This is a genomic window from Bacillus sp. TE9106W (genome assembly GCF_054062215.1).
Window position 1 is genome coordinate 1 of sequence record NZ_JBSSFA010000027.1, and the last position, 14,841, is coordinate 14,841.

Below are 14,841 nucleotides of genomic sequence, written 5' to 3' on the forward strand. Positions count from 1 at the left end.
GCTCTCTAGCGCCGATGGTAGTTGGGACCTTGTCCCTGTGAGAGTAGGACGTCGCCAAGCAACTAAAAACACAAGTCTTTTGACTTGTGTTTTTTTATTTCCCATGAAATAGGCCCGGTTCTGCTAGTAAAAAAGACGAAATGTAGTAAGGAACTTTTTGAGCAGAAATAGTAAGGAATTGATAAATAAAAGGATAATCTTCAGATCCATAGCTTCCAAGTAAATCATACCACCAATCTGTTTCGTATCTAGAAATCATACTTAAATTGTAGAGCAATAAATAATGAACAAGAAGTTCAGGTAATGCGGGTTTAGGATTTCTAGGGTCAGTTGTAAGTGGTAAGTAATAAGTATCAGCAAGATATTCGTAGTATAAAGGCGTACTATATATAGGATTCCACGATTGGATAGGAGCTGTAAAAAGCAAATTAGACGCGCTCGTTTTCCCAGGAACATGTTGTATGGATAAGTGCTTACAAATTGATTCAATGTAACGTGAAAATCTTTCTGTAGTCATATGAAGTCGATCTAGTATGTTGACTGAAAAGGAAAGCTCATTTGTATTTGGTGAATCAATTTTATACAAAGTGGCACCTCGTTGACTATAGCGAAATAAGTTTTGTAATTCCGGAATATTCCCCATTAAATCCAACATGTTAAACTTCTCTGATTCTAAGTGTTTCATGTGAAACAGCTGTTCTGCAACATGAGTAAATAGTCCGTTTTTTTGTACCTTTACCTCATCTTCTAAAAATTGATACCCCTGTTTTTTCCGTTTACGAGTCGTAACACCATGAGCTAAAACAGTAGTGGATTCAGGATAGTTCGGATCAATAGTTAACAAGCACGCTTTAAAAAGTTGGCTTATTCCATAAAACAATAACATTGGTTGAATCGAAAAGGGAGCTACCTTATATAATTCGTAATAATTTTTCCCATGTTCTAAGTAATAAATAAAGGGATAACAATTTTCGAAACTTTTTTTTTCAGCATCTTGTATGGAGGATTTTTCATAACAACGGGCAAGATAACGTTGTACATTTTGAGATGAAAAGAAGAAACTTAATTGCTGCCAAGTACAATGTGTTTGATGCATATATTACGCTCCTTTTATTGTCTAAAAATTCTAACATATATATACGTCCTTGACAGTATTTTAACCAATTGATAAGCTACTAATAATAATTTCTGGTATCATGGGGGGAACAATTATGTGGGAATCTAAATTTGTTAAAGAAGGTTTGACTTTTGATGACGTATTACTTGTACCAGCAAAGTCAGATGTATTACCAAGAGAAGTAAGTGTTAAAACAGTTTTATCTGAAAGCTTACAGTTAAACATCCCGTTAATTAGTGCAGGAATGGATACAGTAACAGAAGCGGATATGGCTATTGCAATGGCTCGTCAAGGCGGTTTAGGAATTATTCATAAAAACATGTCTATTGAACAACAAGCCGAGCAAGTTGATAAAGTAAAACGTTCTGAAAGTGGCGTTATTTCAGATCCATTCTTTTTAACTCCAGAACATCAAGTGTATGATGCAGAGCACCTTATGGGAAAATACCGTATCTCAGGTGTACCGGTTGTAAATAATTTAGACGAGCGAAAATTAGTTGGTATTATTACAAACCGTGATATGCGTTTTATCCAAGACTACTCAATCAAAATTTCCGACGTAATGACAAAAGAACAACTAATTACAGCTCCAGTTGGTACAACGCTAAGTGAAGCTGAAAAGATCCTACAAAAGTATAAAATTGAAAAACTCCCTCTTGTTGATAACAACGGTGTATTACAAGGGCTTATTACAATAAAAGATATTGAAAAAGTAATTGAATTCCCAAATTCCGCTAAGGATAAGCAAGGGCGCTTATTAGTTGGAGCAGCAGTTGGTGTAACGGCTGATGCTATGACTCGTATCGACGCATTAGTAAAAGCTAGCGTAGATGCAATCGTACTTGATACAGCTCACGGACATTCTCAAGGTGTTATTGATAAAGTAAAAGAAGTTCGTGCAAAGTATCCATCATTAAATATTATTGCTGGAAATGTTGCTACTGCTGAAGCAACAAAAGCATTAATTGAAGCAGGTGCAAACGTAGTTAAAGTTGGTATTGGACCAGGTTCTATCTGTACAACACGTGTTGTAGCCGGCGTTGGTGTACCACAATTAACAGCGGTTTATGATTGTGCAACAGAAGCTCGTAAACACGGTATTCCAGTTATTGCTGATGGTGGTATTAAGTACTCTGGTGATATGGTTAAAGCTTTAGCAGCAGGAGCACATGTTGTTATGCTAGGCAGTATGTTTGCTGGTGTTGCCGAAAGCCCTGGTGAAACTGAAATTTATCAAGGTCGCCAATTTAAAGTATATCGCGGTATGGGTTCTGTCGGAGCGATGGAAAAAGGAAGTAAAGATCGTTACTTCCAAGAAGGAAATAAAAAACTTGTTCCAGAAGGTATTGAAGGACGAGTACCATATAAAGGACCTTTAGCAGATACAGTTCACCAATTAGTTGGTGGTTTACGTGCAGGTATGGGCTATTGCGGGGCACAAGATTTAGAATTCTTACGTGAGAATGCACAATTTGTTCGCATGTCAGGTGCTGGTTTACTTGAAAGCCATCCTCATCACGTACAAATTACAAAAGAGGCTCCAAACTACTCATTATAATGTCTTATATACAAATAGACAGAGATTTGATATCTCTGTCTATTTTTTTTTGATTATGTTAGAATAACGGTTATGTGAGTACATAGATATTGGGGGTAGCAAAAGTGAAAGGTATGTTTTGCAAAAGATTCATTGCGCTAGTAACAATGCTTACACTAGCTTGTAGTATGTTGTTACCATATAGCAATGCATCAGCTGAAACAGGAGCCGCTTTAAACATTGAAGCAGGTGCGGCAATTTTAGTAGAAGCGAATTCTGGAAAAATTTTATATCAAAAGAATGCAGATGAATTATTATCCATTGCTAGTATGACAAAGATGATGAGTGAATATTTAGTTCACGAAGCAGTGGATAAAGGAAAGCTTAAGTGGGATCAGAAAATTAAGGTTTCTGAATATGCGTATAAAGTTTCACAAGATGCTTCATTATCAAATGTGGCATTAGAAAATGGTGGTTCTTATACGGTAAAAGAGTTGTACGAGGCAATGGCAATCTTCTCTGCAAACGGTGCAACGATTGCATTAGCAGAAGCAATTGCAGGTAAAGAAGTAGATTTCGTAAAAATGATGAATGATAAATCGAAAGAGCTAGGGTTAAAAAATTATAAATTTGTCAATTCTACAGGTTTAACGAATAAGGATTTAAAGGGAATGCATCCAGAAGGAACAACAGCAGATGAAGAAAATAAAATGTCTGCAAAGGATGTTGCAACTTTAGCACAACATTTAATTAAAGATTATCCGAAAGTGTTAGATACAGCAAAAATCCCGAAAAAAGAATTCCGTCCAGAAAAAGAGAAGTTTGCAATGTCGAACTGGAACTGGATGTTAAAAGGTTTAGTTAAAGAATATGATGGCGTAGATGGCCTAAAGACAGGTTCAACTCCAGAAGCAGGAGATTGCTTCACTGGTACGGTTGAAAGAAACGGTATGCGTTTTATTTCTGTAGTAATTAAAACAAGTTCTCATACAGCACGTTTTGATGAAACAAAGAAGCTATATGATTATGGATTTGCTAACTTTGAAATGAAACAAATGTACAAAAAAGGTTCTTCAGTAAAAGGACAAGAAACAGTACGAGTAGAAAATGCAAAAGATAAGGATGTAGCAGTTCAAACGAAACAAGCCATTTCACTTCCAGTACCAAAAGGAAGTAAAGAAGTTTATAAAACAGAATTAAAAGAATCAAGTAAAGGACAAGAAGCACCTATTAAAAAAGGAGCTGCGCTTGGTCAAATGGTAATTACGCCAAAAGATACAAACGACCCTGGATTTTTAACTGGTAAGTCGTTGCAAGTGGATCTTGTAACAACATCTGAAGTAGAAGAAGCAAACTGGTTTACTCGTGCTATGCGCGGAATTGGTTCTTTCTTTAGTGGTATATGGAATAGTGCTGTTGATACAGTAAAAGGTTGGTTTTAAAAGCTCCTCATTGTAGGGGCTTTTTCTTATTCCTATTTTTCATACCGACTTTATGAAAAAGTAGTAGACAAGCATCCGATAGTTAGTGGTAGAATGTAAGAGTATTCTTAATTTTCGCCTTTAACGGGGAAAAGCAATTCACCTAGGGGGGTTTTTGTAACATGACAAATGTAACAGGGACAGAACGTGTAAAACGTGGAATGGCAGAAATGCAAAAAGGCGGCGTTATTATGGACGTAATTAACGCTGAACAAGCAAAAATTGCAGAAGAGGCAGGCGCAGTTGCCGTTATGGCATTAGAGCGCGTACCAGCAGATATTCGTGCAGCAGGTGGCGTTTCTCGTATGGCAGATCCAACAATCGTTGAAGAAGTTATGGGTGCTGTGTCAATTCCGGTTATGGCAAAATGCCGTATCGGTCACCTTGTAGAAGCACGTGTATTAGAATCATTAGGGGTAGACTATATCGATGAGAGTGAAGTATTAACTCCTGCCGATGAAGTATACCATTTAAATAAACGTGATTACACTGTTCCATTTGTATGTGGTTGCCGTGATATTGGAGAAGCTGCACGTCGTATTGCAGAAGGTGCATCTATGCTTCGTACAAAAGGTGAACCAGGAACAGGGAACATTGTAGAGGCAGTTCGTCATATGCGTCAAGTCAATGCAGAAATCCGTCAAGTTGCAAGTCTACGTGAAGATGAGTTAATGACATATGCAAAAAATACTGGTGCTCCTTATGAAGTACTACTTGAAATTAAACGTCTTGGTCGTTTGCCGGTTGTAAACTTTGCAGCAGGTGGTGTAGCAACACCAGCAGATGCAGCGTTAATGATGCAATTAGGTGCGGATGGTGTATTTGTTGGATCTGGTATCTTTAAATCAGAGAACCCAGCGAAATTTGCACGTGCAATCGTTGAAGCAACAACTCATTATGAAGATTACGAACTAATTGCAAGCCTTTCAAAAGGATTAGGTAATGCGATGAAGGGTATCGAAATTTCAACGTTATTACCAGAACAACGCATGCAAGAGCGTGGATGGTAATTGAAGGAGAACTTTAAAATGGTGAAAATTGGTGTACTAGGTCTTCAAGGTGCAGTTCGTGAACATGTAAAATCAGTTGAAGCAAGTGGTGCAGAAGCTGTTGTTGTAAAGCGTATAGAACAACTTGAAGAGATTGATGGTCTTATTTTACCAGGCGGTGAAAGTACAACTATGCGCCGTCTTATTGATAAGTATGATTTCATGGAACCACTTCGTACATTCGCGAAGTCTGGTAAACCAATGTTTGGTACATGTGCAGGAATGATTCTTCTTGCTAAAACACTTATTGGCTATGACGAAGCACATATTGGTGCGATGGATATTACAGTTGAGCGCAATGCGTTTGGACGTCAAAAAGATAGCTTTGAAGCTGCACTTTCTATTAAAGGTGTGGGAGAAGATTTTGTTGGCGTATTTATTCGTGCCCCGTATGTTGTAAATGTAGCGGATGATGTTGAGGTACTTTCTACACATGGTGATCGCATGGTAGCGGTAAGGCAAGGTCCGTTTTTAGCTGCTTCTTTCCATCCAGAATTAACGGATGATCATCGTGTAACAGCATACTTTGTAGAAATGGTAAAAGAAGCGAAAATGAAAAAAGTTGTATAAGTAACTTGCAACTTGTATAAGATTATAGTAAATTGATGGTAACAATTTTATAAAATAAGCGTGTTGATAGGAAGTAGTAACAAATGTCGTTTCTTATAGAGAGTCGATGGTTGGTGGAAATCGATAGAAACAGTTTGTGAATCCATCCTGGAATGGAATGTGGAATATCTTTATGATTAGTAAACATTCCCGGTGAAGAGCCGTTATTTCTACTTGAGAGGAAGGCGGTAATGCTTTCAACTAGGGTGGCAACGCGGGTTAACTCCCGTCCCTTTATATAGGGACGGGAGTTTTTTGTGTTTTATAAAATAAAAGGAGGAGTATATAATGCTTGATATTAAATTTTTACGTACAAATTTTGAAGAAGTAAAAGCAAAGTTACAGCATAGAGGCGAAGATTTAACTGATTTTGGTCGCTTTGAAGAATTGGATAAGAGAAGAAGAGAACTACTTGTTCAAACAGAGGAACTAAAAAGTAAACGTAACGAAGTATCTCAACAAATCTCTGTATTGAAGCGCGAAAAGAAAGATGCAGAAGCTCTAATTCTAGAAATGCGTGAAGTTGGAGAAAAAGTAAAAGATCTTGATAATGAACTTCGTACAGTTGAAGAAGATTTAGAAAGATTGATGCTATCTATTCCAAATATCCCTCACGAATCTGCTCCAGTTGGTGAAACAGAGGATGATAATGTAGTAGCTCGTACTTGGGGAGAAGTGAAAGAATTTGCTTTTGAACCAAAACCACATTGGGATCTTGCTACAGATTTAGGAATCCTAGATTTTGAGCGTGCTGGAAAAGTAACAGGAAGCCGCTTCGTATTCTACAAAGGTGCTGGCGCAAGATTAGAGCGTGCTTTAATTAGCTTTATGCTTGATCTTCATACTGATGAGCATGGATATGAAGAAGTATTACCTCCGTACATGGTAAACCGTGCAAGCATGACAGGGACAGGACAACTTCCGAAGTTTGAAGAAGATGCATTCCGTATTGAAAGTGAAGACTACTTCTTAATTCCAACAGCTGAAGTACCTGTAACAAATATGCACCGTGATGAAATCTTAAATAAAGAGCAATTACCTATAAGATATGCTGCATTTAGCTCTTGTTTCCGTTCTGAAGCAGGTTCAGCTGGCCGTGATACACGTGGTTTAATTCGTCAGCATCAGTTCAATAAAGTAGAGCTTGTCAAGTTCGTAAAACCAGAAGATTCTTACGAAGAGTTAGAAAAACTAACAAATGATGCAGAACGCGTGTTACAATTATTAGAGTTGCCATATCGCGTTATGAGCATGTGCACAGGCGATTTAGGATTTACAGCAGCGAAGAAATATGATATCGAAGTATGGATTCCAAGCTATGGCACATATCGTGAAATCTCTTCTTGTAGTAATTTCGAGGCTTTCCAAGCGAGACGTGCAAATATCCGTTTCCGTCGTGAGCCAAACGGCAAACCAGAACATGTTCATACATTAAATGGATCTGGTCTTGCAATTGGACGTACGGTAGCAGCTATTTTAGAAAACTACCAACAAGAAGATGGTACAATTATAATTCCAGAAGTTCTTCGCCCTTATATGGGAGGAAAAACAGTTATTAAGTAAATCTATAAACATTCATCGGTATGAGTGATTGGTAATTATGAGCGTTGTCAGTACTATAATGTAGGAGGGGAAAAGTAAAATTTTCCTTTCCTCATAATTTATTTTAGTAGGGTTGACTAACTGTTTTTCTTTTGATATTATATTTGATGTCAATATGGAGGTATACCCAAGTCTGGCTGAAGGGATCGGTCTTGAAAACCGACAGGCGGCGAGAGTCGCGCGGGGGTTCGAATCCCTCTACCTCCTCCAGATATAATTGACAACAGCGCATATAAGTGGAGATTGGAGAACTCGTTACCAACACGTAACGAGTTTTTATTTTAAAACCAATCATAAAGTATGGTGTAAGGATATAATGTCCTTATTACACACTCATATTCCGATGATTATCTTCATAGATATGAAAGGAGTCAACATGGATCTTATTATACAAACGTTTCCTTTAGATGGAAAAACTTTATATTATGTACAATGTCCTGTCTGTAAGAACAATAGAATTTTAAACAGTGGTGCAAATGTATCACGCATTATTAGCGATGATACATTCCGTAAACTTTGTGGTTGCACTTGTGACGTAAAGCAAACTGCAACAAAAGTAGAGGCACCAAAAAAAGTTAAAAAAGAAGCTGTAAAGAAAGAAGTAGCTCCAAAACGTACAGGTAAAGTATTAACAGCAGTAATTAACGGGAAAGAAATGACTGTTAAAGAGATTGCTGAGGCGTACGATATTAGTACAAGTACTGTTCGTCAGCGTATTAACGCTGGAAAATCTGAGAGTGAAATTATTGCTCCGACAAAGAAGAAGTAATTTAGTAGAAAAACCCGTGCGTATGCACGGGTTTTTTATTTTACAAGTTTACGTGTTTGTTTTAAAAAATGGCCGATTTTTTTAATGATTGGTTCAATGGAATCGCCATCTTTTAAAATATCGTATTCATTAATATTTAATCGTAAGACAGGGCATGAATTAAAGTTATTAATCCAGTTTTCATAACGCCCATGCATCTCTTTCCAATACTCAATTGGCGTTTGCTGTTCCATCGGACGTCCACGTTCTTGGATGCGATCAACGATATCATCGAAAGAACCTTCTAAGTAGATTAGTAAATCTGGATGAGGGAAGTAAGGAGTCATGACCATAGCGTCAAATAAACCTTTGTATGTTTCATAATCAGTTTCCGTCATTGTACCCTTTTCGTGATGCATTTTTGCAAAAATGCCAGTGTCTTCATAGATAGAGCGATCTTGAACAAAACCGCCACCGTATTCAAAAATCCTTTTTTGTTCTTTAAATCGTTCTGCTAAAAAGTACACTTGTAAGTGAAAGCTCCAGCGTGTGAAATCAGCATAGAACTTGTCCAAATAGGGGTTAGAATCTACCTTTTCAAATGACGTGCGATATCCTAAAGCGTTAGCTAATGCAGTTGTCATAGTGGATTTACCGACACCTACTGTTCCAGCGATAGTGATTACTGCGTCATTTGGTATATCATATTTTTGCCTTAAATTCATTATTATTTCGACTCCTTTAAGAGAGTATTTTGAAGGGCAGATAGGATGACGTTTAAATCATCAGGATTTTTTACAAAATCCATATCGTCTCCGTTAAATTTCAATACTGGGATATCTGGATGGTCCTTTTTAAAAGCATCCATTGCTGTTTCGTAATCTTTTGTGAGCTGTAGTAAGTAATTTGGATCCATATTTTTTTCGAATTCTCTTCCGCGCATGGCGATTCGCCTTTGCAATGTTTCTAAGCTAGCTGTTAAATAAACGATAACATTTGGAACTGGCATATCTTGTGTAAGGATACGATAGATTTGCATGTACTTGTCATATTGAGAATCTTTTAATGTACGGGATGCGAAAATTACATTTTTGAATATATGATAATCCGCTACTACTGGCTTCCTTTGATTCAAATACTTTATGTTAATATCTTCTAATTGTTTGTATCTATTACAAAGAAAGAACATCTCTGTTTGAAAACTCCATTCGTCGATGTCTTCATAGAACTTTCCTAAAAAGGGGTTTTCATCAACAATCTCTTTCAGTAAGTGGAGTTGCATGTGAGTTGAAATTTCCTTCGCAAGTGAAGTCTTTCCAACACCAATTGGTCCTTCAACCGTGATAAATGGTACTCCGGTCACGCTGTTTCCTCCTTTCAATCAGTGATTTACCGTGACTACTAAAAACACAAAACAGAATCATTGTAGCACAAGAGGGAAGCGAGCGGGTTAATTTGATATAAAAAGTTAGAAAATAGATATATGTATTAATTAAATTTTATTTGAGATGACGGTATTATATTTGCTTTTAATGTCGTTTCCATTATTTTTAAAGCATGCAGGTTATCTTGATCATGATTAGAGGCGATACAGTCCTGGGGTACATACAATGTATAATTCCTCATATGAGCATCGTTAGCCGTAAAGAGGATACATATATTCCCAGCCACCCCTGTTAATATTAGATTTTCTATTTTTAAATAGCCTAATAAAGAATTTAAAGGTGTTTCATAAAAAGCAGAGTAATGTGGTTTAATAAAAATGTAATCATCAGAACTTGGAGCAATCTTATGAATGATATTTTCACTATATTCATTTGTGCAATGAGTAATTAATTGGTCAATATCAGATCTCCAAAGTTGATAATGGTCATTAATATAAATGATGGGGTAACCGAAGGATTTCATTGTTTTCTTTAATTGTAAAATAGGATTGGTTATCATTTCGCATTTTTTTGCTAGGATGGGGCCGTGTGAAAATTGAAAATCATTAATCATATCGATAATGAGTAAGGCAGTATTCTTCATATGTAATCCCCTCTCTTTTTTCTTAGGGTGGATTGAATTTGTAAAAGTTATCCCATGTGTAGTAAATGGAAATAAGTGTACTTTATTTGTAATGAAAGGACTATGTTATGGAACGTGATCAAGATATTTATTTTATGCAGTTAGCAATAGAAGAGGCTAAAAAAGCAGAGGCAATACAAGAAGTACCGATTGGTGCAGTTATAGTATTAAATGGTGAAGTAATTAGTGCTGCTCATAATTTAAGGGAAACTGAGCAAAGATCAATAGCTCACGCTGAGTTGTTAGCTATTGATGAGGCTTGCAAAAAATTAGGGACATGGCGTTTAGAAGATGCGACTTTATATGTAACATTAGAGCCTTGTCCGATGTGTGCGGGTGGAATTGTTTTATCACGAGTAAAGCGAGTCGTATATGGTGCAGGTGATCCAAAAGGTGGATGTGCAGGGACATTGATGAATCTGTTAACGGATGAACGTTTTAATCATCAATGTGAAGTAGTAGATGGTGTATTAGAAGAAGAATGCGGTACGCTGTTAACAAACTTTTTTAGAGAACTTCGCAAAAAAAGAAAAGCGATCAAGAAATTAGAGAAAAGCAACGAGAATTAACGTATTTGCATTTTATAAAAAAACAAGTTATACTGATAGTGCCTTTAATAAAGGCAACCGAATATTGGTTTTAACTTTGCCGTGCTAAGCGGGGAGGTAGCGGTGCCCTATACTCGCAATCCGCTCTAGCGAGGCCGAATCCCTTCTCGAGGTTATGTTGCTGTAAGGCCTGCCTTAAGTAAGTGGTGTTGACGTTTGGGTCCTGCGCAACGGGACCCCGTGAACCTTGTCAGGTCCGGAAGGAAGCAGCAATAAGCGGGTCTTCTCGTGTGCCGCAGGAGTGCCTGAACCGAGCTAACTGCTTAAGTAACGCTTATGGTACGTAATCGACAGAAGGTGCACGGCAGTTATATATGTATACAAAACTCACCTTAATACTAAGGTGGGTTTTTTGTATAGAAAATAACTTTTGGAATCTATAAACAGAATGGGTTATAATAAATGAGATAATAACCTTTGAGGGAGGCCGTATTTTCGTGTCATACCAAGCGTTATACCGAACATGGAGACCGCAAAAATTTGAAGATGTAGTCGGTCAAAAGCACGTGACAAAAACGTTGCAAAATGCCCTTCTTCAAGAGAAAGTTTCACATGCATATTTATTTTCTGGCCCAAGGGGAACAGGAAAAACGACAATTGCAAAAGTATTTGCAAAGGCAATCAACTGTGAACATGCTCCAGTAGCTGAACCTTGTAATGAATGTCCCTCTTGTTTGGGAATTACGCAAGGGTCTATTTCAGATGTATTAGAAATTGATGCGGCTTCAAATAACGGTGTAGATGAAATTCGAGATATTAGAGATAAAGTAAAATATGCTCCAAGTGCTGTAGAATATAAAGTATACATTATTGATGAAGTCCACATGCTTTCTATGGGTGCCTTCAATGCGCTTTTAAAAACGTTAGAAGAGCCGCCAGGACATGTTATCTTTATTTTGGCGACAACAGAACCGCATAAGATACCGCCTACAATCATTTCGCGTTGCCAACGTTTCGAATTTCGAAAAATATCAGTAAATGATATTGTTGAGAGATTGTCGACGGTTGTGACTAATGAAGGTACGCAAGTAGAAGATGAGGCGTTACAAATTGTTGCGCGTGCCGCTGAAGGTGGTATGCGTGATGCGCTTAGTCTTATTGATCAGGCGATATCTTATAGTGATGAGAGGGTTACGACAGAAGATGTATTAGCTGTAACGGGTTCTGTTTCTCAGCAATACTTAGGCAACTTAGTAGAGTGTATACGTGAAAATGATGTATCAAGGGCGTTACGTATCATAGATGAGATGATGGGTAAAGGGAAAGATCCAGTTCGCTTTATGGAGGATTTCATTTACTATTATCGTGATATGCTTTTATATCAAACTTCACCACAACTGGAACATATGTTGGAACGAGTAATGGTAGATGAGCAATTCCGTATGTTAAGTGAAGAAATGCAACCGGAAGTAATCTATGAAATCATTCATACTCTTAGTAAGGGACAACAGGAAATGAAGTGGACAAATCATCCGCGAATTTTCTTAGAAGTCGTTATGGTACAACTGTGTCAACAGTTTATGATGCAAGCAAACGGTGCAGATCGTTTACAAGCAATTATGAACAGGATGCAGCAATTGGAGAAAGAGTTAGAACAAGTCAAAAAGAATGGTGTGCCGGTCGGTGTGCAACAGGAAGTTAGAGAGACGCGTGCAGCACCAAAGCCGGTGCGGACAGGGAGTATGAAGATTCCTGTTGGACGTGTAAATGAAGTATTAAAACAAGCAAAGCGTCAAGATTTAGAACAATTAAAAGCTGTGTGGGGTGAGTTACTAGGAAGACTCAAAGCATACAACAAAGTAGCATTTGCTGTTTTATTAGAAAATAGCGAACCAGTAGCAGCTTCGGATGATACTTACGTTTTAGCGTTTCAATATGAGATTCACTGTAAAATGGCAAGCGAAAATCGAGAAGCTATGGATACAGTGGAACAAGCTTTATTTGAATTGTTAAGTAAAAGATTAAATATGATTGCCATTCCAAAAAGTGAATGGGGTAAAATTCGTGAAGATTTTTTACAACGTGAAGGTGGAAGTTCTGAAGAAAGCCCAGAGAAAAAAGAAGATCCTCTTATAGAAGAGGCTGTAAAATTAGTAGGGCAAGAACTCATTGAAATAAAAGAGTAATAATAATTAGGAGGAATTAATTATGATGCGTGGCGGAATGGGAAATATGAATAACATGATGAAACAAATGCAAAAGATGCAAAAGGAAATGGCAAAGGCGCAAGAAGAACTAGGAGAAAAAACAGTTGAAGGTACAGCTGGTGGCGGTATGATCACAGTTATTGCAAATGGTCATAAGCAAATTCTTGAAGTAAAAGTGAAAGAAGAAGTTGTAGATCCAGAAGATATCGAAATGCTACAAGACTTAGTTTTAGCTGCAACGAATGATGCACTTAAAAAAGCTGATGAACTTTCAAACTCTACAATGGGTAAATTTACAAAAGGCTTAAACTTACCGGGTGGAATGTTCTAGGAGGATATTGATATATGCATTATCCAGAACCAATATCAAAACTAATTGATAGTTTTATGAAATTGCCAGGAATCGGACCGAAAACAGCGGTTCGATTGGCATTTTTTGTATTAGATATGAAAGAAGATGATGTGTTAGGTTTTGCAAAAGCACTTGTAAATGCAAAGCGAGACTTAGCGTATTGTTCTGTATGCGGGCATATTACTGACCGTGACCCTTGTTATATTTGTAACGATTCACATCGAGATCAATCAGTTGTTTGTGTAGTACAAGAACCGAAAGATGTAATCGCGATGGAAAAGATGAAAGAGTATCAAGGTGTATATCATGTGTTACGTGGTGCTATCTCTCCAATGGAGGGAATTGGACCAGAAGACATTAATATCCCGCAGCTTTTAAAGCGACTGCACGATGAAACGGTACAAGAAGTAATATTAGCAACAAATCCTAATATTGAAGGGGAAGCTACAGCGATGTATATATCCCGCCTCTTAAAGCCGACAGGTATTAAAGTAACTCGTATTGCACATGGTCTGCCAGTTGGTGGAGATTTAGAATATGCAGATGAAGTGACACTGTCGAAAGCGTTAGAAGGTCGTAGAGAAGTATAAGAGGAGAAACAAAAATGTTCTTTCAAAAAAAGGGTAAATTGCGTAAAGAGTATGATGATAAGCTAATTGTACTATTAGAAAAAGTGAAGAATGAATGGTTACGTCAAAAGAGAATGGTTGAACAAAGCGTTGAACCATCTCAAGATGTACTTTGTTCTTTAAAAATAGCAGAGGCGAAATATTTCTTTTTGCTCAAAGAAGCGAAACGTCGTCCTGTAAAGATGGAACAATGGTAAAAGGTTCTGCTGAAGAAGCAGAACCTTTTTATTTTATTCCTTAAACATGTAGTCATCACTTCGTTTAGAAAGATCGATTAATGGTTTTTATGGAGAATGTGTTGCCTAATAAAGGTGAATGAGATGAAACGACTGGATTTATATGATAAATGTTCTTTTTTATCGTCTTGTCCCATACAAATAAATGTGTACAGGTCATTCATAAGGAGGAAAAAATGAATTCTACAATTATTATTGTTGGTATTCTTGCGTTGGTTTTTATTTTCCTTGTTTTTGGTGTTTCTTCTAAGCCGTTACGTTTTATAGGAAAAGCGCTCTTTCATGTTACTTTGGGAGTAGCATTACTTTTTATCGTAAATGTTGTAGGAACATATTTCGATTTTCATATTCCAATAAATTTAGGAACTGCAACAATCACAAGTTTATTAGGTCTACCTGGTGTTGCTGCATTGGTAGTTATTAAGCTTTATATCATGCCAAGATAAATTTATTTTGGCATTTTTTTAAAAAGTATTGACTGGTGAATGATTAATATGGTAAATTAATAAGCGTCGTCAGGAACGAAAGAAAAAAGTTGTTGACAGATTCAATTCGAAATGTTAAATTATAAAAGTCGCTGAAACGCGATGTTGAACTTTGAAAACTAAACGAAACAAACAACGTGAAACGTCAATTTTTATTTTAGATGCTAGACAAAC

16 protein-coding genes, 1 tRNA gene, 1 other RNA gene and 1 other annotated feature are annotated in these 14,841 nt (G+C 37.1%); of the genes, 14 read left to right on the plus strand and 4 right to left on the minus strand.

Annotated elements, in window-relative coordinates:
- Positions 1–94 precede the first annotated feature (94 nt).
- Positions 95–1,096 (minus strand): YaaC family protein, encoded by a 1,002-nt coding sequence (locus tag ACVWY7_RS26775; RefSeq protein WP_072191982.1) that lies wholly within the window; start codon positions 1,094–1,096, stop codon positions 95–97.
- Between the two features lie 115 nt (positions 1,097–1,211).
- On the opposite strand from ACVWY7_RS26775, the gene guaB reads away from it, so the two are divergent.
- From guaB to ACVWY7_RS26810, 7 genes are all read left to right on the plus strand, one after another.
- Positions 1,212–2,675 (plus strand): IMP dehydrogenase, encoded by a 1,464-nt coding sequence (gene guaB, locus ACVWY7_RS26780; RefSeq protein WP_000264083.1) that lies wholly within the window; start codon positions 1,212–1,214, stop codon positions 2,673–2,675.
- A 113-nt stretch (positions 2,676–2,788) separates the two neighbouring features.
- Positions 2,789–4,096, plus strand: a complete 1,308-nt coding sequence (dacA, locus tag ACVWY7_RS26785; RefSeq protein ID WP_125902932.1) for a D-alanyl-D-alanine carboxypeptidase DacA — start codon at positions 2,789–2,791, stop codon at positions 4,094–4,096.
- A 161-nt stretch (positions 4,097–4,257) separates the two neighbouring features.
- Positions 4,258–5,145, plus strand: a complete 888-nt coding sequence (pdxS, locus tag ACVWY7_RS26790) for a pyridoxal 5'-phosphate synthase lyase subunit PdxS (protein ID WP_000186156.1) — start codon at positions 4,258–4,260, stop codon at positions 5,143–5,145.
- Between the two features lie 18 nt (positions 5,146–5,163).
- Positions 5,164–5,754, plus strand: coding sequence for a pyridoxal 5'-phosphate synthase glutaminase subunit PdxT (gene pdxT, locus ACVWY7_RS26795; RefSeq protein WP_000238800.1), 591 nt, complete (start codon positions 5,164–5,166; stop codon positions 5,752–5,754).
- Positions 5,755–5,808: 54 nt separating this feature from the next.
- Positions 5,809–6,030: a binding site (T-box leader), on the plus strand.
- 51 nt (positions 6,031–6,081) lie between these two features.
- The gene (gene serS, locus ACVWY7_RS26800; RefSeq protein WP_000884172.1) at positions 6,082–7,356 is read left to right on the plus strand and encodes a serine--tRNA ligase; all 1,275 of its coding nucleotides are present in this window, start codon (positions 6,082–6,084) and stop codon (positions 7,354–7,356) included.
- Between the two features lie 156 nt (positions 7,357–7,512).
- Positions 7,513–7,605 (plus strand) — tRNA-Ser (locus tag ACVWY7_RS26805).
- Positions 7,606–7,771: 166 nt separating this feature from the next.
- Positions 7,772–8,164, plus strand: a complete 393-nt coding sequence (locus tag ACVWY7_RS26810; RefSeq protein ID WP_000364203.1) for a DUF3797 domain-containing protein — start codon at positions 7,772–7,774, stop codon at positions 8,162–8,164.
- Positions 8,165–8,199: 35 nt separating this feature from the next.
- Here ACVWY7_RS26810 and ACVWY7_RS26815 read toward each other — a convergent pair whose 3' ends face one another.
- The 3 genes from ACVWY7_RS26815 to ACVWY7_RS26825 form a co-directional block, all read right to left on the minus strand.
- The gene (locus ACVWY7_RS26815) at positions 8,200–8,868 is read right to left on the minus strand and encodes a deoxynucleoside kinase (protein WP_001053585.1); all 669 of its coding nucleotides are present in this window, start codon (positions 8,866–8,868) and stop codon (positions 8,200–8,202) included.
- A 2-nt stretch (positions 8,869–8,870) separates the two neighbouring features.
- Entirely contained in the window at positions 8,871–9,506 is a 636-nt protein-coding gene (locus ACVWY7_RS26820) for a deoxynucleoside kinase (protein ID WP_000148227.1), read from the minus strand.
- Positions 9,507–9,631: 125 nt separating this feature from the next.
- The gene (locus tag ACVWY7_RS26825; protein WP_000798718.1) at positions 9,632–10,171 is read right to left on the minus strand and encodes an isochorismatase family cysteine hydrolase; all 540 of its coding nucleotides are present in this window, start codon (positions 10,169–10,171) and stop codon (positions 9,632–9,634) included.
- Between the two features lie 107 nt (positions 10,172–10,278).
- Here ACVWY7_RS26825 and tadA point away from each other — a divergent pair, with 107 nt between their 5' ends.
- From tadA to ACVWY7_RS26860, 7 genes are all read left to right on the plus strand, one after another.
- Positions 10,279–10,779: a tRNA adenosine(34) deaminase TadA gene (gene tadA / locus ACVWY7_RS26830; RefSeq protein WP_000439011.1), complete on the plus strand. Its 501-nt coding sequence runs from the start codon at positions 10,279–10,281 to the stop codon at positions 10,777–10,779.
- Positions 10,780–10,858: 79 nt separating this feature from the next.
- Positions 10,859–11,123: signal recognition particle sRNA large type (gene ffs / locus ACVWY7_RS26835), an RNA gene on the plus strand.
- A 132-nt stretch (positions 11,124–11,255) separates the two neighbouring features.
- Complete coding sequence (dnaX, locus tag ACVWY7_RS26840; protein WP_073526523.1) at positions 11,256–12,944, plus strand: DNA polymerase III subunit gamma/tau; 1,689 nt, start codon at positions 11,256–11,258, stop codon at positions 12,942–12,944.
- Positions 12,945–12,969: 25 nt separating this feature from the next.
- Positions 12,970–13,296 (plus strand): YbaB/EbfC family nucleoid-associated protein, encoded by a 327-nt coding sequence (locus tag ACVWY7_RS26845; RefSeq protein WP_001996460.1) that lies wholly within the window; start codon positions 12,970–12,972, stop codon positions 13,294–13,296.
- 14 nt (positions 13,297–13,310) lie between these two features.
- Positions 13,311–13,907 (plus strand): recombination protein RecR, encoded by a 597-nt coding sequence (gene recR / locus ACVWY7_RS26850; protein WP_000559169.1) that lies wholly within the window; start codon positions 13,311–13,313, stop codon positions 13,905–13,907.
- Between the two features lie 14 nt (positions 13,908–13,921).
- Entirely contained in the window at positions 13,922–14,143 is a 222-nt protein-coding gene (locus tag ACVWY7_RS26855) for a YaaL family protein (protein WP_000466020.1), read from the plus strand.
- Between the two features lie 215 nt (positions 14,144–14,358).
- The gene (locus ACVWY7_RS26860; protein ID WP_001089263.1) at positions 14,359–14,628 is read left to right on the plus strand and encodes a pro-sigmaK processing inhibitor BofA family protein; all 270 of its coding nucleotides are present in this window, start codon (positions 14,359–14,361) and stop codon (positions 14,626–14,628) included.
- Positions 14,629–14,841: the final 213 nt, after the last annotated feature.